Consider the following 20,430-nt stretch of genomic DNA (forward strand, 5'->3'; position numbering starts at 1 on the left):
GAGGGCATGAGGGGCCATGTCTGCATGGGTCCTCCTCGCTATCGCCGCCGCCGCGTTTCAGACGCTGCGCTTTGTGCTGCAAAAGCATCTGAGCATGGGCGCGCTGTCGGTGGGCGGCGCGACCTTCGCGCGTTTCGCCTATTCGATGCCGTTCGTGGTGGTGCTGGCGACCCTCTATGTCTGGCAAATGGGTGCGGGGCTGCCACGCCTTTCGCCGCTGTTCTGGGCCTACGCGCTGTCGGGCGGGCTGGCGCAAATATTGGCGACGTGGTGCATGGTTGCCCTCTTCGCCGCGCGCAACTTTGCCGTCGGTATCACCTTCAAAAAGACCGAGACGGTGCAGACCGCGCTGATCGGGCTCGTCGTCCTTGGCGATCGGGTCAGCATGGCGGGCATGGCGGCGATCCTGATCGGCCTCGTCGGTGTTGTGGTCCTGTCGGGCGGCGCGGGGGCCGATCGCTGGCGCATATTCAACCGGGCAGCGGCGCTGGGGCTGGTCGCCGGGGCGCTGTTTGCCGTGTCGGCGGTGGGGTATCGCGGCGCAACGCTGGAGGTCGCGAGTGAGGATGCGTTCATGCGCGCGCTGGTTACGCTGGCCGCGGTTACCACTTCGCAGGCGGTCGCCATGGCGCTATGGTTGCGCTGGCGCGAGGTCGGCGAAATCGGGCGCGTGATCGCCGCACGGCGCAAGGCGGTCTGGATGGGGCTGACCGGGTTGGGCGGCAGCCTGTGCTGGTTCACGGCTTTCACGCTACAAAACGCAGCCTATGTATTCGCCGTCGGGCAGGTCGAAGTGATCTTTTCACTGATCGCCGCGCGTGTGTTTTTTGGCGAGCGGATCACACGGCGCGAGGGCATCGGCGTGACGCTGGTCACATGCTCGGTTCTTGCAGTGGGCTTTTTCCGCTGAGGCGCAAAAACAGGCTTTCTTCGTCATCATTGCGAAAGAATGGTACCGATGCCGGAGGAGATGGATCATGCGCCCGCGCTGCTACTTCGGCCAGAACGACCTCGGTGATGAAGGGCAGATCAAAGCGCCGCGCTTCGGGTAATGGCACCCATTGCAGATGAGACAACTCGTCCGTGGCGGCGCTGAAATCATCCGGATCGCCCGCGATATGTCCAGCATCAATGAGGAAAAACCGTGCATCAAAGCGCCTTGGACGGCCCGGCGGTGTGATCGCGCGGAATACGAACTGAAGCGCGGTTGCGTCCGGCACTTGGCCGCGCGCGGCGAAACTGGACCAATCCTCGGGGATAGCGCAGGGCCATGCGCCCGGTTGCCCAACGATAAGGCCTGATTCCTCCCACAACTCGCGAATTGCAGCGGCGGCGAGGGCGCAGGCGAGGCCCGGTGCGCTGTCTTCGTCCAGCCGCCCGGCGCAAAGTGCAGGCAGTGGGGCCATCAGCGGCACAGAGGCGTCGCCCGGATCGACCGCACCGCCTGGGAATACGAACTTGCTGGGCATGAAGGCCGCTGATGCGCCTCGCTGGCCCATCAACACGCGCGGCGCAGGGCCGTCGCGACGCAATACTATGACGGTGGCCGCGTCGCGGATTGGCGCCTGCTGGTCTGGCATTTCGGTTCCTTTCGCGGAATTTCAGACGCTGGAGCCGAACCCGTGCATCTGCCGCGCCCATTGGAACGCGACCACCGCGCCCTTAAGCCGCGGCAAAAGATACAGCGACAGACCCACGCAGCCAATGGCGAAGATCGTGAACAAAAGCAGAGGATCGGGTCGGAACTGAACGAAAACAATATGCAGCGCGGGGGCCATTATATGGCCGACGATCAGGATCGTCAGGTAGGCCGGGCCGTCATCGGCGCGGTGCTGTGACAGATCCTCACGGCATACGGCGCAGGCGTCGCGCACCTTGAGATAGCTTTTGAGCAGCGGGCCCGAGCCGCAATTTGGGCACTTGCAGCGAAATCCCTTGCGCAGCGCGGGCCATAGCGCGCGCTCATTTATGGAACTGGTATTGTCGGTCATGGACGCCTCGAAGCTGAGAAGCGTGCAATCTGCTGCAGGATCAATGAAATTGAAAGGGGCAAGAGGCTGTGCGCGCCTAAGTCGCGCGGATTTGCCGCGCCGCAGGCGGCGGATGGCCAAGCTCACATCAGATCAAGTTGCTTGTTGCGTTCGTGATCTGAGGAGGCAGCACGACCTCCGGTTCAGGCTGCCGGGCGCGCACTGATCGTGACAGTGTTGCGCCCACGCGCCTTGGCCCGGTAAAGCGCGCGATCGGCCTGTTCGAGCAAGGCGTCGATTCGCCCATTTGCATCCTCGTCCTCAGCGCCCTCATTAGCGGTTTCGCCCATGGCGACGCCGATACTGACGGTCACATGGGCGGGTTGGCTTTGGCCGCGTATCGTGATGCCTGCCTCTGCGATGCGCCTGCATAGCCGATCGGCAGCCTGACGCGCCTCGGCGCCGTTTGCACCGGGCATGACGATCAGAAATTCTTCGCCGCCGATACGGGCGACCAGATCGACCTCGCGCACGCTGCTGCCCAAAAGGTCGGCGACGTGGCACAGCACCCGGTCGCCAGCGGCATGACCCAGCCGGTCGTTGATCTGCTTGAAATGATCCAGATCGGCCAGCATCACGGCAAAGCTGCGCGCCTGAGAGCCATTGGCCATCGCCAGCTCCTTGAGGAAAGGCATGGCGAAGCGTCGGTTGTAGAGTCCCGTCAGCGGGTCGATCATCGCGGCGCGCAAACCGTCATGAAGGCGCGTGCGCAGATGGTCTACGGCTTGCTTGCGCTGGATCTGGCGAGTCAGGCGCAGAGTTAGCTCGTCCAGCTCGGCGGGGCCGATGATCACGTCGCTGGCGCCCAGATCCAGCAAGCTGGCAGCCAAAGCGCGTGAACCGATAGGGACGAGGCAGACGATACGGCTGTGACGCGCCTCGGGCGATGCGCGCAGTTCTGCCATTAGTTCAAGGCCGGTCTCGTTCGCGCCCTCAGGGATCAGCATGACAAAGACGTCTGCCGCTGGAGCGCCGGGCGATCCCGTCACCGGGCCGCCTGCCTCCAGCGCGGTGATCTGGTGGTGACAGGAACTGCGCAGACGGGTTCGCAGCGCCATCGCGTCGGACATGTGTACGCCGAGGATCGTGATGCGCCCCGCCCTCAGCAACCCACCTTGCGCCTCGCCGAAGCCTGCGGCGCAATCGGGGCCTGCGTTCAGGCGCATGTCCTGCAGCGCGTGATGTTGGCGCAGCAATCCGCGCAGTCGGGCCAGCATGATCCGCTCGTCAATCGGCTGAGAGATCACATCATCGGCACCGGCGCGCAGCGCGGCAACGCGAGCCTCGCCGGTATCCTCGGGCAGGAGGGCCACGATAGGCACTATGGCCAGATCGGGCCGCGCGCGCAGCGCAGCGATAAGATCGCCGCACTCCATGTCGGTGAGGGCTGCGCCCACGATAATCAGGTCGGGCCTCAGGTCACGCGCAATCGCCATGGCACCGCCGCCCGACGACGCCTGATGTACCTCGAAATGTGCCGCCGAAAGCTTGACCTTCAGCACGATCCTGTTGGTCGCCACAGCGTCCACGATCAAAATTTTCCCTGACATGGGCGAACGCCTTTCTGACTTGCCCTATTCTCTGGCTCGACTATCCATGCAAGAAGTTAAGAAAACCTTTCCGGGAAATTTAGCATCATGAAGCATACGCGGGAATCCGCCGAAACGATCGCTCTTCGCTGCCTTGGCTGGCTGCTGGCTAACGAAGAGCTGGTTCCGGTCTTCATGGGTGCGACTGGTGCGGGTGAGGATGATCTGCGGCGGGGCGCTTCTGATCCGGCATTTCTGGCAGGGGTGTTGGATTTTGTGATGATGAACGATCAGTGGGTCATCGATTTCTGCGCGGCCGAGCAGTTGGCGACCGACGCACCCATGCAGGCGCGCGTGATGCTGCCCGGCGGGCAAGAGGAGCACTGGACATGAGCAGCAGCACCCGGATCGACGGCATTATCTTTGACAAAGACGGCACGCTCTTTGATTTTCACACCACGTGGGCCGATTGGACCCGCACCCTGCTGGGCCATCTGTCCGAGCGCCACGGAGCGGACCCCGAGGCGCTGGCGCGTGCAATCCAGTTCGATCTGGCCGAATGTCGATTTCTGCCGACCAGCCCGATGATCGGCGCAACCAGCCGCGAAGGGGCCGAGACACTCGCCGTCGCGATACCCGGTTCTGATGCGGATGAAATCGAGGAATACATCAAGATCACATCAGCCCAGGCACCCTTGCAGCCCGCTGTGCCGCTGGATCCATTCCTGACCGATTTGTCCGCGCGCGGCCTCAAGATCGGGCTGGTCACGAACGATACCGATCACGGCGCGCGTGCGCATCTGACCAGTGCCGGAGTGCTTGATCATTTCGATTTCGTCGCCGGATACGATACAGGCCACGGGTTCAAGCCGGCGGCAGGTCCGCTGCTGGCCTTCGCGCGGCAAACGGGTCTTGATCCGACGCGCTGCGTCATGGTGGGCGACAGTACGCATGATCTGAAGGCCGGTCGCGCGGCCAAGATGCTGACGCTGGGCGTCCTGACCGGCATCGCCGAGACGGCCGAACTGGCACCGCTGGCCGATGACGTGCTGCCCGATATCGGCCATATCCCGGCCTGGCTGGACCGGTGACGCGGCATCCGGCCTTTGGCTTGATGCTGGCGACCTTCGGCGCGCTGGTGCTGACGCCGGATGCGATGTTTTTACGGCTGTCGCAGATGTCTGGCCCGCAAATGCTGGGCTGGCGGGGCCTCTTTATGGGGACGTCGCTGATCGTGATCTGGCTGCTGACCAGTCGTACGCGGCGGGGTGATCTGACCTTGCTGGCCAGCGGGGCGGGAATCGCCATTGTCGTGTGCCAATTCTTCAACTCGTCGCTGTTTGCTCTGGGGATTGCGGCGGCGCCGGTGGCGATCGTCCTTTTCGGTGTAGCAACAACGCCGATCTGGGCGGCGCTATTCGCTTGGGCGCTGCTAGGTGAGCGGACGGCACGGGCGACGTGGATTACCATCGCAGTCGTCGCAGTGGGCATCGGCATCGCGGTGCTGGGCGGGGGCGAGGCAGCGGCAGAGCCACGCATCGCCCTGTTGGGCGCGCTGGCGGGCCTTGGCGTGGCAATGATGCTGGCATTGAACTTTGTCGTACTGCGCGCGCGCCCCAGCCTGCCCATCCCTTTGTTAATCGGGGTCGGTGCGCTGTTTGCCGGGGCGGCAGGCGTGACGGCGACGGGCCCCGCGCAGATGACGGACGGCAATGTCTGGGCCATCGCGATCACCGGCTGCATCGTTCTGCCGGTGTCGTTCCTGTCGCTGTCCATCGCATCGCGCCACACGGCGGCGGCGAATGTAAGCCTGTTGCTGCTGCTCGAAACGGTTCTCGGCCCCGCGTGGGTCTGGCTGGCGCTGGGCGAGGCGCTGACCCCTCGGATGTTGTTGGGTGGCACGATAGTAGTGGGGGCGATCGCGCTCTATCTGATGCACGCAAGGCGCAAGGTGCAGCGTAGAAATGCAAAAGCGACAAACCTTGCCGCAAAGTGAATACATCTGAAGTCAGCGCCGTGGTTCGATAGGCCTACCAGACGCGGAGGGCTGCCGGATGAGCGAAGAACTGAAGCGCCGCAAGCGCACCGGGGGGCGCGCGGGAAATGCCGACCGCCGCGGCAGCGCGGTGATCGAGCAGATGCCGTGGAATCCGCCGATCAATATCGACCGCCCAACTGAGCCGCTGGATGATGCAGGCGTCGCCGCCATTCATGACGGAGCGATGCGAATTCTGGAAGAGATCGGGATCGAGATCCTGAACCCGGAGGCGCTCGAGATTTTCCGCGCGTCCACCGGTTGCACTATTTCAGGCACGAACCTGCGCATGGGCCGCGACTTTGTGATGGAAGAGGTGGCCAAGTCCCCCGCAGAGTGGACCATGACACCGCGCAATCCTGATCGCCAGATTACCATGGGTGGGCGGCACCTGAATTTTGGCAACGTGTCGTCGCCGCCCAGCTATTGGGACATGAAACTGGGCCGAAAGGTGACAGGCACGCGCGAAATGTGCGCCGATCTGCTAAAACTCAGCCAGTATTTCAACTGCATTCACTTCGTCGGCGGCTACCCGGTCGAGCCGCAGGATATCCACGCATCGGTGCGCCATCTCGATGTGCTTTATGACAAGCTGACGCTGACCGACAAGGTCGCTCATGCCTACAGCCTCGGCAAAGAGCGCGTCGAGGACGTGATGGAGATGGTGCGCATCGCAGGCGGACTGAGCCATGCGGAGTTTGACGCGACCCCGCGCATGTTCACCAACATCAATTCGACCTCGCCGCTAAAGCACGATCATCCGATGCTGGACGGCTGGATGCGCCTTGCGCGGCGCGGGCAGGGGCTGGTGGTGACGCCGTTTACGCTGGCGGGGGCCATGGCGCCGGTCACGATGGCGGGCGCGGTCGCGCAATCGGTGGCCGAGGCGCTGGTGGCAGTCGTGCTGGCGCAGCTTGTGCGCCCCGGAGCGCCCTGCGCTATCGGCACGTTCACCTCGAATGTCGATATGAAATCCGGCGCGCCCGCTTTCGGCACACCAGAATACATGCGCGCGACCCAGATGACCGGACAACTGGCGCGGCTCTACAAGCTGCCGATGCGCGCCAGTGGCGTTTGCGCCGCGAATGTGCCGGATGCGCAGGCCACGTGGGAGACGTCGAACAGCCTCTGGTCGGCCGTCCAGTCGGGCGCGCATATGGTTTACCACGCAGCGGGCTGGCTGGAGGGCGGGCTGATCGCGTGCCCCGAAAAGCTGGTCATGGATTGCGAGATCCTGCAACATATCCAGCGCTACATGGACCCTGTGTTGACAGCCACTGGCCCGGACGAGATCGCGATCGACGCTATCGCCGAGGTGGGCGATCAGGGCCATTTCTTTGGCATCCAGCACACGCAGGATCGCTATACGACCGCGTTCTATCAGCCGTTCCTCAGCGATTGGCGCAACTTTGAGGCGTGGGAAGCAGCGGGCGGCGTCTGGACCGCGCAGCGCGCACACCAAATGGTGCAGGATATCCTCGCCAGCTTTGAGCCGCCCCCGATGGAGGATTCCATCCGCGAGGAACTGGCCGACTTCGTCGCTCGCCGCAAATCCGAAGGCGGCGCGCCTACCGACTATTGAGCGCCGCCAGGAGGTGCGACATCAGACATTCCTGTCCAGCGTCGCGCGGCAGGCGCGATCGACCCCGGCGTGCAGCAGGACGGCAAAGACCGCCAGCACGATCAGGGCGGCGAACATGAGGTCTGTCTTGGCCCGGCCACTGGCGAGCAGCATGAGATAGCCGAGGCCCTTGGACGCCCCGACCCATTCGCCGATTATCGCGCCGATGGGCGCATAGACCGCCGCCAACCTCAGCCCCGAGGCAAAGCCGGGCAGGGCGGCGGGTATACGAATATGGCGCATGATCCGGGCCGGGCTGGCACTCATAAGGCGGGCCATGTCGATCCATGCCTGCGGTGTGCGCATGAGCGCGTCAAAAAATGCCGACGTCACCGGAAAGTAGATCACCAGAAGCGTCATAACCACTTTGGACCCGATGCCATAGCCGAACCATAGCGTCAGGATCGGGGCGAGGGCGAATACCGGCACCGCTTGGCTAAAGATCAACATGGGCCGCACGAGGTTGCGCGCGATGGGTGAGGCGGCAAGCGCGATGGCCGTCAGGCCGCCGAGGATTGCGCCAAGGGCGAGGCCGGCCAGCACCTCGATCCCGGTGATCATCGTGTGGTGCGCGATCAGCGCGCGGCTGGTCCAGAGGGTTTCGGCCACCAGTGCGGGACCGGGCAGGATGAAACGCGGCACACCGGTAAGCAGGACAAGCGCCTGCCATGCTGCGAGGGCGACGAGGGTTGAGGCGATGACGCTTGCAGTGCGTTTCATGGCTCACCTCGCAATGTGGCCAGCAGGGCGCCTTGGGTTTCCAGCGTTTTTGTGTCGTCGACCGCGCGGGGGGCGGCGCCCGGTGGGGCGGGCCACATGCGCAGGCCGCTTTCGCTGAGGATGAGGATAGCGTCGCCGAGGCGGGCCGCTTCTGCCGGGTCATGGGTGACCATCAGCACGGTGTGATCTGCCAGCAGCTTTGCCGTCAGGTCCTGCACCTGCGCGCGGGTGCGCGCGTCAAGCGCCGAGAACGGCTCGTCCAGCAAGACGACGGGACGGTCCTCCATCAGGACGCGCGCCAGCGCCGCGCGTTGGCGTTGGCCGCCCGATAATTGGCCGGGGCGTTTGGCGGCGTGATCGCTGAGGCCGACCTCGGCCAATAGCTCTGCGGCACGTTTCGGTTGGGGTTGGGCCGCGCGCAGGCGTGCGCCGAGCATCACGTTGTCGAGGACGCTGAGCCATGGCAGCAGCAGGTCGCTCTGGGCCATAAGCGCCACGCGGCCCTTGAACGGCGCGCCGTCGCTGGCGGTCAAGGTGCCGGTCAGCGTGGCCTCATCCGCGATGCCTGCGATTAGGCGCAGCAGGGTCGTTTTGCCCACACCCGATGGCCCCAGAAGGCAGGTCCAGCTGCCGGGCGCAACCTCCAGCGCGATTTGCGGCACGAGGGGCGCATCGCCGACGGCGACATGCCCATGCAGGGAGATGCCCGGGGCGTTCATCCCGACAGGCCCATGTCCCAAAAGCCGACCTCGAGGCGCACCGCGGCAGCAAAGCGTTGCGACAGGGTGGCCCAGCGGGGCGTCTGCTGCGGCGATGGCCCGACGCGGCGCGCGATGGCACCATCGAGCAGCGCACCGACCTCGTGGCAAACCTGCTGGTTGCCTTGTCCGGCGTAGGTGTCGATCCAGTCGGCATAGGGCGCATTCTTTTGCGCGCCGTTTCGCGCGGCGGCGAGGCGCAGGCCGATCTCGCCATAACCCATGACGCAAGGCGCAAGCGCGGCGAGCAAGTCCAGAAAATCACCGGAATGGCCCGCATCCAGCACATAGCGCGTGTAGGCGATGTTTTGCGGCAGTTCGGGCGCGGCAAAGAGCGTGGCTTCGTCCACACCCTCATTCGCGCAAGTGGCGACATGCAGCGCGATTTCGTCGTTCAGCAACGCATCCAACGTGCGCGCGGCAAAGCGCATTTCGTCAACCGTCTCGGCCTTGGTCACCGCCAGCGCCCATGCGCGCGAGAAGTGGATGAGAAACACGTAATCCTGCACCAAATAGCGCAGATATGCCTCGCGCGGCAGGGTGCCGTCCCTCAACCCTTCGACAAAGGGATGATGCGTATAAGCGTGCCATAATTCGGCTGCCTCAGCGCGCCACGCGGTGAACGTCGTGCCATACATCAACGGGCGCCCGGATCGACAGCTAGTTGCGAAACAGGGCGCGTGCCCTCAATCAGACCTGCCTCGCTCAGGAATGCCTCGAAATCGGAATAGCGGGCCACATCGACCGCGGCGGGGCGCAGGGCAAAGCGGGGGATCGTGTCGACCCATGCGCGCGAATTCAGCTCATCATCCAGCTCGGATGAGGTGGATTTGAAGATATCCCAGCTCTCCTCGGGGTGGTTGACGATATATTGCGTGGCCAGTTCCGTCGCGCGCAGGAATCGCGCGATGACAGCGAGATCCATTGTGTCTGGATTGGCGACATAGATCAGCTCGTCATAGGGCGGCACACCTTCCTCTTCGATGAAAAAGCAATTGCCGGGCACGCCCTCGATCTCCATCTGGTTCAGCTCGAAATTGCGGTAGGCGCCGATGACGGCATCGACCTGCCCCGACATGACCGCTGGACCCAGCGACCAGTTGACGTTGATTAACTCAACATCCGAAAGCGCAATGCCGTGGTTGCCGAGGACGGCGCTCAGCAGGGCCTCTTGGACGCCGGCAACGGAATAGCCGATCTTGGCCCCTTTGAGGTCCTCGATCTTTTTGATGGGGCCGTCTGCGAGCGTTAGAAGGCAGTCCAGCGGGCTGGCGATCAGCGTGCCGACACGGATCAGCGGCAGACCTTCGGCGACCTGCAGATGCAGTTGCGGCTGATACGAGAGGCCGAGGTCAGCCTGCCCGGCCGCGACCATCTTGGGCGGAGACGAGGCATCGGCTGGCGCGATGACCTCGACTGCGAGGCCTGCATCGGTGAAATATCCGCGCTCCTGCGCGACGATGATGGGGCCGTGATTGGGGTTCACGAACCAGTCCAGAACAACGGTCAGCTTGTCCTCGGCGAGGGCGGGCGTGGCGGCAAAAAGGGCGGCAGCGAGGGCGAGGGCTTTCATGGCGGCTCCGGGTCGGTGCGGGCCATTTGGCGACGGGCGGGGGGATGCACAGGCCATCCGGTATCCAGCGCCCGCAACCGCGTGACCGCGTTGCAGTTGTGGCCAAGCCGGCGGGTGGATGACGGAATAGGGCGCAAGCGCATAGTGCGCGTGTCGCAGGCTCCGTTCCCTCCGCCGGTATTGACCGGATCAGGTTCGATGGGTCGGCATCTGCGCCTCTCAGCCCCGAACAAACGGAGCACCCCAACGGATGGCGCGACCGTAGCGGCGCCAGCGCGCGGTTGCAAGCGCCCTCTGGGGCGATCTGCGGGGCTGTCATGGCGTGCCGAATGGTCGCGATTTAACTATGTGACGAAACGCATTAGGGTGCGCGAAACAGACGGAGCCTTGCCGCATGATCCCCCAAACTCAAACCACCCAGTCGCAGACCACTGCAACACGCCTTTCCTATGCCCTGATCGGCGCCATTGCGGGCCTTTGCGCTTGGGCACTGATCGAGATCGTTGCGGACGTGATCGACAATGCGCGCATCGTGCTTTTGCTGGTGTCGTCGGGCCTCGGGTTCTTTGGCGTGTTGCTGGGCCTTCTGGGACCGGTGCGGCTGGTGCCTGCGGCGGCGGCGGCGCTGGGCATGGCGGTTCCGGCGGCGGCGCTACTGCTCTGGGCCAGCTTTCGCTATTCGGATGTTGAGGGTTTCCTCGGGCGGGGCTACGCGCTGGCCGCGTTTATATATCTATTGTCGATATCGGTGCCCTTCGTGGTGGCCGGGCTACAGCGGCATGGAGGCTGGCGGCACTACGGCCTGCTCTTTGACGCCGCATGGGAGCTGGTGGTGCGTACGGCGGCAGCGTGGTTGTTCGTCGGAGTGGTCTGGACAGTGCTCTTTTTGTCGGACGCACTTTTGGGGCTGGTCGGGCTAAATATCATCCAAGACCTGATCGACATCGAGCCGGTGCCCTACCTCGTCAGCGGCCTCGCGCTGGGCCTCGGCCTTGCTATTGTGCATGAGCTGCGCGACTACGTCTCGCCCTTTCTGGTAATCCAACTCTTGCGCGTTCTGCTGCCTGCGCTGCTGATTGTGCTGGCCGTGTTCGTGGCCGCGCTGCCCTTTCGCGGGCTGGGCAACCTCTTTGGCCAGTTGTCGGCGGCTGCTACGCTGATGGCGGTGACGGTGGCGGGGATCACGCTGGTAACGACGGCCATTCACCGCGACGATCCGTTGTCTGTGCAAGGCCCGGTGATGCGCATCTCTGCCCAGGTGCTCAGCGTGATGCTGCCAGTCCCGGCGGTGCTGGCGCTGTGGGCGGTATGGCTGCGGGTGGATCAATACGGGCTGACGCCCGATCGCGTCGCGGCGCTGGTCGCTGCGGGTGTCGTCTCGATCTATGCGGTGGCCTATGCGGGCGCGGTTCTGCGCCGCCGGGCGTGGCGTGCCGAGCAGCGCCGTGTCAACCGCCGCATGGCGCTGCTGACGCTGGTTATCGCAGCCGCGTGGCTGACGCCATTGCTGAACGCCGAGCGGTTATCGACCTCTAGCCAACTCGCGCGCGCAACGGAAGGGGTGCTGCCTGAAAAACTGGCGCTGTGGGAGATGGCGCATGACTGGGGCAAGGCGGGCCAACGCGGCCTTAGTCGACTGGAGGCGCGCGCGCAGGATGATACGGATTTGCTGACGCTGATCAACAAGGCGCGCCGCACCGAGGTGAGATGGGACTACCAAAGCCCAACTGGCGACGCTGCTATCTCGCCGCTTGCTGGCATCGTGCCCCTACGCCCCGAAGGGCGCAGCCTGCCGCCCGGCGCACTGGACGCGCTCGACGGTTACGACCGGGTCTCGATCCATGAAGCCTGCAATCGACGCGCGCCGGGCGGACATCCCGGCTGTGTGATGGTCATCGCCCCGTTCGAGCCGCAAGACGGCGCCGAGCAAGTGCTTGGGTTTTTCATAACGGCCGGGAGCGGCGTGCGCATCGCCTCGTACGCATTGCAAGACGGCGTGTTGATAAGCGAAGGAAGCGCGCGAGACCTTGCTTCGGGCAACTACCCCTCTGCCGAGCCTCAGATCGTGACCGATATTCTCGAGGGCCGCTTTCGTATAGTGCCTGCGCCGCGAAGCGTGCTGGATGTCGGAGGCATGCAACTGTTTCCTCAAAAATAGACGCGTTTGCCATTTGTTAAGACCGCTCATGCATATCTGAGGGCGGATGCAGCGGAGAATGTGATGCACGGGCTTATCAACCGGGCCATAGAGCGGTTCGTTCGCGATACCTACGGGCGCGACGTTTGGGGCGCCGTTATGCGCGGCGCTGGGCTGGAATTTACAGAATTCGAATCGATGCTCAGCTATGAGCCTGACGTCACGCACCATGTGCTGGACGCGCTTGCCGCCATTCTGGACAGGCCGCTGCCAGATATCCTAGAGGATATCGGCACCTATCTGGTCTCGCACCCCAAGGTCGAGGCGCTGCGCCGCCTGTTGCGGTTCGGTGGACCGACCTTTGCCGAATTCCTGCACTCTCTGGACGATCTCCCGGCGCGGGCGCGCCTTGCCGTGCCTGATCTGGACCTTCCCGAACTGGAACTGCGCGAGCATGGCGCAGATTTTTATAGTGTTAGTTGCCGGGGCGATGCGCCCGGTTTCGGTCACGTGATTGTTGGGTTGCTAAGGGCCTTGGCAGACGATTATGGCGCGCTGGCCTTGCTACAACACATGGGGATGCGCGGGGGGTGCGAGATTATTGAGGTGCGGCTGCTGTCGGCTGAACATGCCAGCGGACGCGCCTTTGAACTGGCGGCGGGGACCGGATGATGAAAAGCGACCCGATCCAAGCACAACCCGCAAGCGCGGTTGCTGATACGTTCGAAACGAACGCGGCTTATGCGTCGATGATGGACGTGCTTTGCCCAATGCATGTGGTTCTCGACCAGACGGGGCATGTGACACATGCGGGGCCGACCCTGTTGAAGTTATTCGCCGAGACGCCGCTGATTGGCGCGCGGTTTGCCGAACTTTTCGAGGTCAAGCGACCGCGCGGTGACGGCTCGATGCGCGCGATGACGGCGAGCGCTGGCGGCAAGATGTATCTGCGCATCCGCAACGGCGCACGTGTTGATTTAAAGGGGGTTCTAGTGCCATTGCCGCCCGGTTCTGGGCCTGAAGGTGGCGCGCTGGTCAACCTGTCCTTTGGCATATCGGTGGTTGCAGCGGTGCGTGAATTCGGTCTGACCGGAAGCGACTTCGCCCCCACCGACCTCGCCGTCGAGATGCTCTATCTGGTAGAGGCCAAGAATGCCGCGATGGAGGCATCGCGCACTTTGAACCTGCGACTGCAAGGCGCAATGATCGCCGCCGAAGAGCAAGCCTATACCGATACGCTGACCGGTCTGCGCAACCGGCGCGCGTTGGATTACGTGTTGGATCGGCAGGCCGAAATGGAGCAGGATTTTGCTCTGATCCATATTGATCTCGACTTTTTCAAAGCGGTTAACGACACCGGTGGCCATCCCGCAGGCGATCATGTTTTGTGCGAGGTGGCGCGCATCATGGTCGAAGAGACCCGCAGCGACGATACGGTGGCACGCGTGGGCGGCGATGAGTTCGTGCTGGCGCTCAAGCGGCTGGTCGATCCTGAGAAGGTACGCGACATCGCCACGCGCGTGATCGCGCGGCTGGAACAGCCGATCGTTTATGCGGGGCAGGTCTTTCGCATATCTGCCAGTGCAGGATCGGTGCTGTCGTGCGACTACGCGCGCCCAGATATGGCCCGGATGATGCAGGAGGCCGACATCGCCCTCTACGCAGCCAAGCACCGCGGTCGTGGTTGCCACGTGCCCTTCACTGAGGAGCTACGCGATGCTGGTGCCTTGTCTGCCGAAGATGTTGGGCACATGAGGCGCCGCCAGGTCGAATAGTTTGTCATGGCTTAGGGTGTTTCGACCGCGAAATTGCACCGCGATGGCAATAGAAATTGTGTGCGACAGTCGTCGCTCCGACCGGTCTTGGGCCAATTCGCTTCCTGCAATGCCTGGCACAAAATCTCGGCTCCGAACCGGAGTGGTCGCGCGGCAAGCCGATCACACCATGCTGCCAACATTTTTGGCAATTTGGGGTGCTGTACAAAGTAGTAACCATAGTTGTGAGTTGCGCCGGCACACCGCTCCAGCAGTCAGGGGCTCCATGCCTGTCAGGCGTCTTTCTGCTCTTGCAACTCCAGATCGGCCTCGGGGACATTGAGGGTTGACCAGGTCTCGTCCTGCGGCGGCGCGGGGGGCATGTCGCAATCGCGGCGGTGCAGGTTTACTTTGGCTATGAAGTTGGCCGAGATTGGTGCGGTCACAAAGAGGAATGCCATGATCAGCAATTCGTGCAGCGCGCCATAGCCAGTCAGGTAGGAATGGATCATCGATGCCAGCAGCAACGCGCCGATGCCGACCGTGCCGACCTTGGTCGGGGCGTGCAGACGCGTCATGGAATCGTTGAACTTGAGCAGTCCGATTGAGCCGATCAGCGAAAAGGCGGCACCAATGATCAGACATATGGCGACCGCGTAGGTGACGATGACTTCCCAGATCATTCGATGATGTCCCCCCGCAGCACAAAGCGCGCATAGGCCACCGTGCTGACGAAACCCAGCATGGCGATGACCAGTGTCACCTCAAAGTAAATCCTTGTGCCCTGCGCGATGCCCAGCAGAACGATCAGGCCGATGGCGTTCACCACCATCGTATCCAGCGCCAGAATGCGGTCGCCCGTTCCGGGCCCGATCACGAGCCGGATCATCGCCATGATCTGCGCAATGGCAATGGCGCCAAAGGCGATCCATAGCGCGATGTTCATCATGTCGGTGGCCAACATCATGCGAAAATCTCCTTCAGGCGACGCTCGTAGCGGTGCTTGATATCGTCGCGCACTGCGTCCGGGTCGTCGGTGTGCAGGGCATGGACAAGTAGGCTGTGCCCCTCGTCCGAAAGGTCAGCCGAGACGGTGCCGGGCGTTAGCGTAATGGTGCCCGCGAGGACCGTGATCGCCTCGGGCTGGCGCAGGTCCAGGGGTACGACCACCCATGCCGGGCGCAACTTGGCGTTGGGTTTGGTCAGGACGATCCAGGCGACTTGCACGTTGGCGACCATGACGTCCCACAGCACTATGACGATATAGATCGCCATGCGCCATGGGCGGAAACCATGCGGCGTGTCCGGCCACCAGACCGAGGTGACCCACGGGATCAGTATGCCCAGGATTAGGCCGAACACCACCATGCCGGGCGAAAGGGTGCCTTGAAGCAATACCCACACCACGGTCAGTAGAAGGGTTAGCAACGGGTGTGGCAGCAGCCAGTAAAATGCGCGTTTCATGTCAATGTCCCTCCGCCGGGTCGCTTAACTTGCCCTTCGTGTCCAGCACCCGATCAATGTAGGGCGCCGGAGAAAAGAGTTGCGTCGAGATCGCCGTTGTATAGCGGTGCGCTGGTCCGGCAAAGACGGTTAGTGCGATGAGCATCGCCAGCAGGCCGCCGACCGCCGTGTAAGCCAGCGCGCCCGGTGCCGGGGCGCGCTCGGCGTCTTCGGGATGGGGCGACGCCTCGGCCTTCCAAAAGATGACGCTGCCGGCGCGGGAAAATCCAACGAGGCTGATCAGGCTGGTGCCCAGCACCACGGTCCAGATCCAGACGACCAGCGGCGACTGCACGGCGGCATCAAGGATCAACAGCTTACCGGTGAAGCCCGACAGGGGCGGCAGGCCAACCACGGCGATCGCCCCGACAAAGAACATCCCCGCCGTCAGTGCCGCACCGGATACGGGCGGCTGCGCGCGCAGTTCCAGATCATCGCGCCCGGTGCGCACGAGGTCCGCGATAAGGAACAGCGCTGCGGCCGCCAGCGTCGAGTGCATGATGTAGTATAGGGCCGCTGCGATCCCCTCGGCAGTGAACAGCGCCGTGGCGATCATCACCATCCCCATTGAGCCGATGACGGAATACGCGACCAGTCGATCCAAATGCCGCGCGGCCAACACACCGATCATGCCGATGGAGATTGATGCCAGAGCTGCCGGTAGCAGCCAGAAATCGTGCAATCCTGCCGTCACGTCGAGGTTTGGCGGAAAAATCAGCGTATAGACGCGGATGATTGCGTACGCGCCCACCTTGGTCATGATGGCAAAGAGGGCGGCGACCGGCCCCGGCGCCTCGGCATAGCTGGAGGGCAGCCAGAAATGCAACGGCACGATGGCCGCTTTGATCGCGAAGACGAGGATCAGCAGCACCGCCGCCACGCGGATGCCCACGCTGGAGCCGACGTCGATCTGCGCAACGCGCACTGCCAGGTCAGCCATGTTCAGCGTGCCGGTTTCCGCATAGAGCGCGCCCAGCGCAAAGAGGAAAAGGGTCGAGCCGAGCAGGTTGAATAGCACATATTGCACGCCCGCGCGCAGGCGCACCACGCCGCCCGAGTGTATCATCAGGCCGTAGGACGCGATCAATAACACTTCGAAAAAGACGAAGAGGTTGAACAAATCGCCCGTCAGGAACGCGCCCATGATCCCCATCAGCTGGAACTGGAACAGCGCGTGAAAATTCCGCCCGCGCGCGTCCCATTTCGAACCGATAGCGTAGAGCAGCACGAAAAGGCTCAGAACGGCGGTCAGCAACACCATCATCGTCGACAACCGGTCGGCAACCAGCACGATGCCAAAGGGCGCCGCCCAGTCGCCCAGCTGATAGATCGTGACGGTCCCGTCCGCCGCCTGCCATGCCAGCCCGGTCGTAAGGGCGATCAGCGCCAGAACGCCAGCGGTAGAGAGCGCTCGCTGAATGCCAAAATGATGGCGCGCCGCCAGCACCAGAAAGGGCGCGAGGATCGCGGGCAGGACGATAGGCAGAATGATCCAGTGGCTCATGCCGCGTCCCCTTCTTCGGGACGTTGGGGCGACTCTGGGGCAGGATCGTTCACATGGTCGTCATCCGCGCCGAGGTATGAGCCCAGCGCCATCATCACCACCACCGCCGTCATCCCGAACGAGATCACGATGGCCGTCAGCACCAGCGCCTGCGGCAGCGGGTCCGTGTAGGTCCCCGCGTCGTTGAGGATGGGTGGCGCGCCGATTGTCAGGCGCCCCGAAGCAAAGAGGAACACGTTGACCGCATAGGTCAGCAGCGACACGCCGATGATCACCGGAAAGGTGCGCAGGCGCATCACCATGTAAAGCCCTGCAGAGGTCAGGATGCCGATGGCGGAGGCGACGAGCAGTTCCATATCAGACCTCCTTCACTGTGCGACGCGGCGCTTGCGGGTTCTCGCGGGAAGGGTCGATATCCATTGCGTGATCGCTGTCTTCGACATGCGCCCGGCGGGCGAGCCGCGAAAAGCTCTCGAGCGACAGCATCACGGCGCCGACTACAGCCAGAAATACGCCCAGATCGAAAAGGGCGGCAGTGGCCAGCTCAAACTTTTGAAAGGGCGGGATGCGAACATATACGAAATCCGAGGTCAAGAACGGCTTGCCAAAGAACCATGATCCGATGCCGGTCAGCCCTGCAATCAGAACGCCGGTGCCGATGACGCCGTGATAGGGATAGCGCAGCCGCGCCGACGCCCAGCTGAAACCGCTTGCCATGTATTGCATCACGACCGCGATCGACACGATCAGACCGGCGATGAATCCCCCGCCGGGTTCATTATGGCCGCGCAGAAAGATGTAAAAGCCGACCATCAGCACCACCGGCATGATCACACGTGTCAGAATGACCATCATCAGGGGGTGAATGTCGCCCGCGCGCGGCTGATCCGGCTTTCGATTCAGCAGCTTGGCACGTGCGGGGCTGGCCAGAAGCGCCTCGGTCAGCGCATAGATCAGCAGGGCCGCGATCCCCAGCACGATGATTTCACCAAACGTGTCAAAGCCACGGAAGTCGACGAGAATCACGTTGACCACATTCGTGCCGCCCCCGCCTTTGTAGGAATTCGCCAGATGAAATTCCGAAATCGACTGCGCGACCGGATCGCGCATCAGGTAGTACCACGACATTGCCATCGCCCCGAGGCCCCCGGCGATGGCAATGGCCCCGTCGCGTGTGCGGCGCAGCACGGTGGATTCGATAGGTGTGCGATTGGGTAAAAAATTCAATGCCAGCAGCATCAGAATGGTCGTGACCACTTCGACGGTGAATTGCGTGAGGGCCAGATCGGGCGCACTGAACAGCACGAAACCGACGGAGACCATCAGCCCCACGATGCCGAGCAAGATCAGCGACAGCAGGCGATTGCGATGCAAAAAGACCAACCCGCAGGTTGCCGCGACCAGCATCAGCCACCCGGCCAGCGAAATGATGTCGACCGGTTGCATCTGGTGGGCGGCGGGGCCGATGGTGCCGGTTTTCCAGGCGTAGGCACCCGCGACGATAACTGTGGTCGCCATGATCGCGCCATAGCGCGAGAATGCGCCGTTGTGCAGGGGATGGATGATGGCCCGCGAGGCCGCGACGGCCCAGCCGATGATGCGGTCAAAGATCGCCTTGGCCTCGGGGCGGGGGGCGGCGTCCCACAGGCGCAAGGCAGGGGCAAAGAGCGCCAGCATGATAAGGCCGCCCGCGACCGCAGTGAACGACATGTAAAGGGCAGGGGTCAGCCCATGCCAGATCTTGAAATGCGCTTTGGGCACGGCTGCTGCATCACCCAGAACTGCCGAGGTCACCAGCTTGACGAACGGTTCGGCGACAAAGGGCGCGACGCCGATCACCACGACGGGGATCATCAGCAGCGCGGGGGGCAGCCACATACCTGCGCCCGGATCGTGTGGAGTGGCAGGATAATCGTCACGCTTGGAGCCCAGAAACACATGCGCGATCAGGCGAAAACAGTAGGCCGCCGAGAAAAGCGAGCCGACCACCGCCAGCGTCGGAACCAGCCAATGTGCACCAAAGAGGGTGGTGTGCTCGGCCTGTTCCAGCATCATTTCCTTGCTGAGGAAGCCGTTCAGCAGGGGGATTCCCGCCATCGAGAGCGCGGCGAGCGTCGCAATGACAAATGTGACCGGCATCAAATGCCGCAGGCCGCCGAGGCGGCGAATGTCGCGTGTGTGCGTCTCATGGTCGATGATGCCCGCTGTCATGAACAGCGCGGCTTTGAACGTCGCATGGTTGAGGATGTGAAACACTGCCGCCATCGCGCCAAAGGCAGTCCCGGTGCCCAGCAGCATGGTGATGAGACCCAGATGCGACACCGTCGAAAAGGCCAGCAGCGCTTTGAGGTCGTGCTTGAACAGTGCAATGACAGCGCCCAGCACCATCGTGATCAGGCCCGCACTGGTAACGATGACGAACCATTCCGGCGTCCCCGACAGCACCGGCCACATACGCGCCATCAGGAAAATCCCGGCCTTCACCATCGTGGCCGAGTGTAGATAAGCCGATACCGGCGTCGGCGCGGCCATCGCGTGTGGCAACCAAAAGTGAAATGGGAACTGCGCCGATTTCGTAAAGCAGCCCAACAGGATCAGGATCAGAGCGGGCAGATAGAGCGGCGAGGCCTGGATAAGGTCACGCTGTTGTAAAATCACGCTTAGATCATAGCTGCCCGCAATCTGCCCCAGGATCAGCATCCCGGCGATCATCGCCAGCCCGCCCATTCCGGTGACGGTCAGAGCCATGCGCGCGCCTTGGCGCCCTTGGGGCAGATGCTTCCAATAGCCGATCAGCAGGAAGGATGACAGTGACGTCAACTCCCAGAATACGAGCAAGAGCAAGATGTTATCAGATAGAACGATACCTACCATCGCCCCTTGGAACAGCAGGAGGTAGGTAAAGAATTCGCCCATATTGTCGCCGCGCGCGAGGTAAAAACGTGCGTAGGCGATGATCAGTAGGCCAATCCCGAGAATGAGGCAGGCAAAGAAAAACCCTAGAGGATCCAGCATCAGGGTCACGTTCAGGCCGATAGCGGGGATCCAATTGATGCCGGTCGTGACCACCTCGCCCGCAAGCACCGCAGGCGCATTTGTCAAGAGGCCGATCAGCGTCAACGCCGTGACCGTGAACGTTACTCCTGCGCACGCCTGACGGCCTGCCGAGTTCATGAGTCCGGGCAACAACGCCCCAAGGAACGGCAATAGGGCGATGAGAAAGAGGGACACGCGAACTCCTGATCTGGGGCGTCGGTCTAGAGGCC

The 20,430-nt window shown here is 63.0% G+C and carries 21 protein-coding genes and 1 riboswitch; of the genes, 8 read left to right on the plus strand and 13 right to left on the minus strand.

Annotated elements, in window-relative coordinates:
• Positions 1 to 16 precede the first annotated feature (16 nt).
• Positions 17 to 910 carry a DMT family transporter gene (locus U3654_RS01950; RefSeq protein WP_324753678.1) on the plus strand — a complete coding sequence of 298 codons (894 nt, stop codon included), beginning with the start codon at positions 17 to 19 and terminating at the stop codon, positions 908 to 910.
• Here U3654_RS01950 and U3654_RS01955 read toward each other — a convergent pair.
• The 3 genes from U3654_RS01955 to U3654_RS01965 form a co-directional block, all read right to left on the minus strand.
• Positions 873 to 1,580, minus strand: a complete 708-nt coding sequence (locus U3654_RS01955; RefSeq protein WP_324753679.1) for an NUDIX hydrolase — start codon at positions 1,578 to 1,580, stop codon at positions 873 to 875. The two genes, U3654_RS01950 and U3654_RS01955, sit on opposite strands and share 38 nt — an antisense overlap.
• Before the next feature lie 21 nt (positions 1,581 to 1,601).
• Positions 1,602 to 1,991, minus strand: a complete 390-nt coding sequence (locus U3654_RS01960; RefSeq protein WP_324753680.1) for a DUF983 domain-containing protein — start codon at positions 1,989 to 1,991, stop codon at positions 1,602 to 1,604.
• Between the two features lie 182 nt (positions 1,992 to 2,173).
• On the minus strand, positions 2,174 to 3,580 hold the full coding sequence (locus U3654_RS01965) for a diguanylate cyclase (RefSeq protein ID WP_324753681.1): 1,407 nt from the start codon (positions 3,578 to 3,580) through the stop codon (positions 2,174 to 2,176).
• Between the two features lie 87 nt (positions 3,581 to 3,667).
• Between U3654_RS01965 and U3654_RS01970 the strand changes: the two genes are divergently transcribed.
• From U3654_RS01970 to U3654_RS01985, 4 genes are read left to right on the plus strand one after another with little or no spacing between them, the layout of a single operon-like run.
• The gene (locus tag U3654_RS01970; protein ID WP_324753682.1) at positions 3,668 to 3,952 is read left to right on the plus strand and encodes a DUF3572 domain-containing protein; all 285 of its coding nucleotides are present in this window, start codon (positions 3,668 to 3,670) and stop codon (positions 3,950 to 3,952) included.
• Positions 3,949 to 4,650, plus strand: coding sequence for an HAD family hydrolase (locus tag U3654_RS01975; protein WP_324753683.1), 702 nt, complete (start codon positions 3,949 to 3,951; stop codon positions 4,648 to 4,650). Before U3654_RS01970 ends, U3654_RS01975 begins: the two co-directional genes overlap by 4 nt.
• Positions 4,647 to 5,555: a DMT family transporter gene (locus U3654_RS01980; RefSeq protein ID WP_324753684.1), complete on the plus strand. Its 909-nt coding sequence runs from the start codon at positions 4,647 to 4,649 to the stop codon at positions 5,553 to 5,555. The genes U3654_RS01975 and U3654_RS01980 overlap by 4 nt, the downstream gene beginning before the upstream one ends.
• Positions 5,556 to 5,613: 58 nt before the next feature.
• A complete protein-coding gene (locus U3654_RS01985; protein WP_324753685.1) occupies positions 5,614 to 7,176 on the plus strand; it encodes a trimethylamine methyltransferase family protein in 1,563 nt (520 codons plus the stop codon).
• Positions 7,177 to 7,197: 21 nt separating this feature from the next.
• Here the strand turns inward: U3654_RS01985 and U3654_RS01990 are convergent, their stop codons facing one another.
• From U3654_RS01990 to U3654_RS02005, 4 genes are read right to left on the minus strand one after another with little or no spacing between them, the layout of a single operon-like run.
• Positions 7,198 to 7,935, minus strand: a complete 738-nt coding sequence (locus U3654_RS01990; RefSeq protein WP_324753686.1) for an ABC transporter permease — start codon at positions 7,933 to 7,935, stop codon at positions 7,198 to 7,200.
• Complete coding sequence (locus U3654_RS01995; RefSeq protein WP_324753687.1) at positions 7,932 to 8,654, minus strand: ABC transporter ATP-binding protein; 723 nt, start codon at positions 8,652 to 8,654, stop codon at positions 7,932 to 7,934. Before U3654_RS01995 ends, U3654_RS01990 begins: the two co-directional genes overlap by 4 nt.
• Positions 8,651 to 9,334, minus strand: coding sequence for a TenA family protein (locus U3654_RS02000; RefSeq protein ID WP_324753688.1), 684 nt, complete (start codon positions 9,332 to 9,334; stop codon positions 8,651 to 8,653). Before U3654_RS02000 ends, U3654_RS01995 begins: the two co-directional genes overlap by 4 nt.
• Positions 9,331 to 10,266 (minus strand): ABC transporter substrate-binding protein, encoded by a 936-nt coding sequence (locus U3654_RS02005; protein WP_324753689.1) that lies wholly within the window; start codon positions 10,264 to 10,266, stop codon positions 9,331 to 9,333. The genes U3654_RS02000 and U3654_RS02005 overlap by 4 nt, the downstream gene beginning before the upstream one ends.
• A gap of 149 nt (positions 10,267 to 10,415) precedes the next feature.
• Positions 10,416 to 10,522: riboswitch (TPP riboswitch) on the minus strand.
• Positions 10,523 to 10,660: 138 nt separating this feature from the next.
• Between U3654_RS02005 and U3654_RS02010 the strand changes: the two genes are divergently transcribed.
• The 3 genes from U3654_RS02010 to U3654_RS02020 all read left to right on the plus strand — a co-directional run bounded on the left by U3654_RS02010 (position 10,661) and on the right by U3654_RS02020 (position 14,178).
• Positions 10,661 to 12,424: a DUF4153 domain-containing protein gene (locus U3654_RS02010; protein WP_324753690.1), complete on the plus strand. Its 1,764-nt coding sequence runs from the start codon at positions 10,661 to 10,663 to the stop codon at positions 12,422 to 12,424.
• A 63-nt stretch (positions 12,425 to 12,487) separates the two neighbouring features.
• On the plus strand, positions 12,488 to 13,075 hold the full coding sequence (locus U3654_RS02015; RefSeq protein WP_324753691.1) for a heme NO-binding domain-containing protein: 588 nt from the start codon (positions 12,488 to 12,490) through the stop codon (positions 13,073 to 13,075).
• The gene (locus tag U3654_RS02020; RefSeq protein ID WP_324753692.1) at positions 13,072 to 14,178 is read left to right on the plus strand and encodes a diguanylate cyclase domain-containing protein; all 1,107 of its coding nucleotides are present in this window, start codon (positions 13,072 to 13,074) and stop codon (positions 14,176 to 14,178) included. The genes U3654_RS02015 and U3654_RS02020 overlap by 4 nt, the downstream gene beginning before the upstream one ends.
• A gap of 272 nt (positions 14,179 to 14,450) precedes the next feature.
• Here U3654_RS02020 and U3654_RS02025 read toward each other — a convergent pair whose 3' ends face one another.
• From U3654_RS02025 to U3654_RS02050, 6 genes are read right to left on the minus strand one after another with little or no spacing between them, the layout of a single operon-like run.
• Positions 14,451 to 14,840 (minus strand): Na+/H+ antiporter subunit G, encoded by a 390-nt coding sequence (locus U3654_RS02025; protein ID WP_324753693.1) that lies wholly within the window; start codon positions 14,838 to 14,840, stop codon positions 14,451 to 14,453.
• Positions 14,837 to 15,124: a K+/H+ antiporter subunit F gene (locus U3654_RS02030; RefSeq protein WP_324753694.1), complete on the minus strand. Its 288-nt coding sequence runs from the start codon at positions 15,122 to 15,124 to the stop codon at positions 14,837 to 14,839. Before U3654_RS02030 ends, U3654_RS02025 begins: the two co-directional genes overlap by 4 nt.
• On the minus strand, positions 15,121 to 15,621 hold the full coding sequence (locus U3654_RS02035) for a Na+/H+ antiporter subunit E (protein WP_324753695.1): 501 nt from the start codon (positions 15,619 to 15,621) through the stop codon (positions 15,121 to 15,123). Before U3654_RS02035 ends, U3654_RS02030 begins: the two co-directional genes overlap by 4 nt.
• Position 15,622: 1 nt before the next feature.
• Positions 15,623 to 17,164, minus strand: a complete 1,542-nt coding sequence (locus U3654_RS02040; protein WP_324753696.1) for a monovalent cation/H+ antiporter subunit D — start codon at positions 17,162 to 17,164, stop codon at positions 15,623 to 15,625.
• Entirely contained in the window at positions 17,161 to 17,520 is a 360-nt protein-coding gene (locus tag U3654_RS02045) for a Na+/H+ antiporter subunit C (protein ID WP_324753697.1), read from the minus strand. The genes U3654_RS02040 and U3654_RS02045 overlap by 4 nt, the downstream gene beginning before the upstream one ends.
• 1 nt (position 17,521) lies before the next feature.
• The gene (locus U3654_RS02050; RefSeq protein WP_324753698.1) at positions 17,522 to 20,395 is read right to left on the minus strand and encodes a monovalent cation/H+ antiporter subunit A; all 2,874 of its coding nucleotides are present in this window, start codon (positions 20,393 to 20,395) and stop codon (positions 17,522 to 17,524) included.
• Positions 20,396 to 20,430 lie beyond the last annotated feature (35 nt).

Origin of the sequence: Roseovarius sp. Pro17, assembly GCF_035599575.1 — a bacterium.
Taxonomy (GTDB): Bacteria; Pseudomonadota; Alphaproteobacteria; order Rhodobacterales; family Rhodobacteraceae; genus Roseovarius.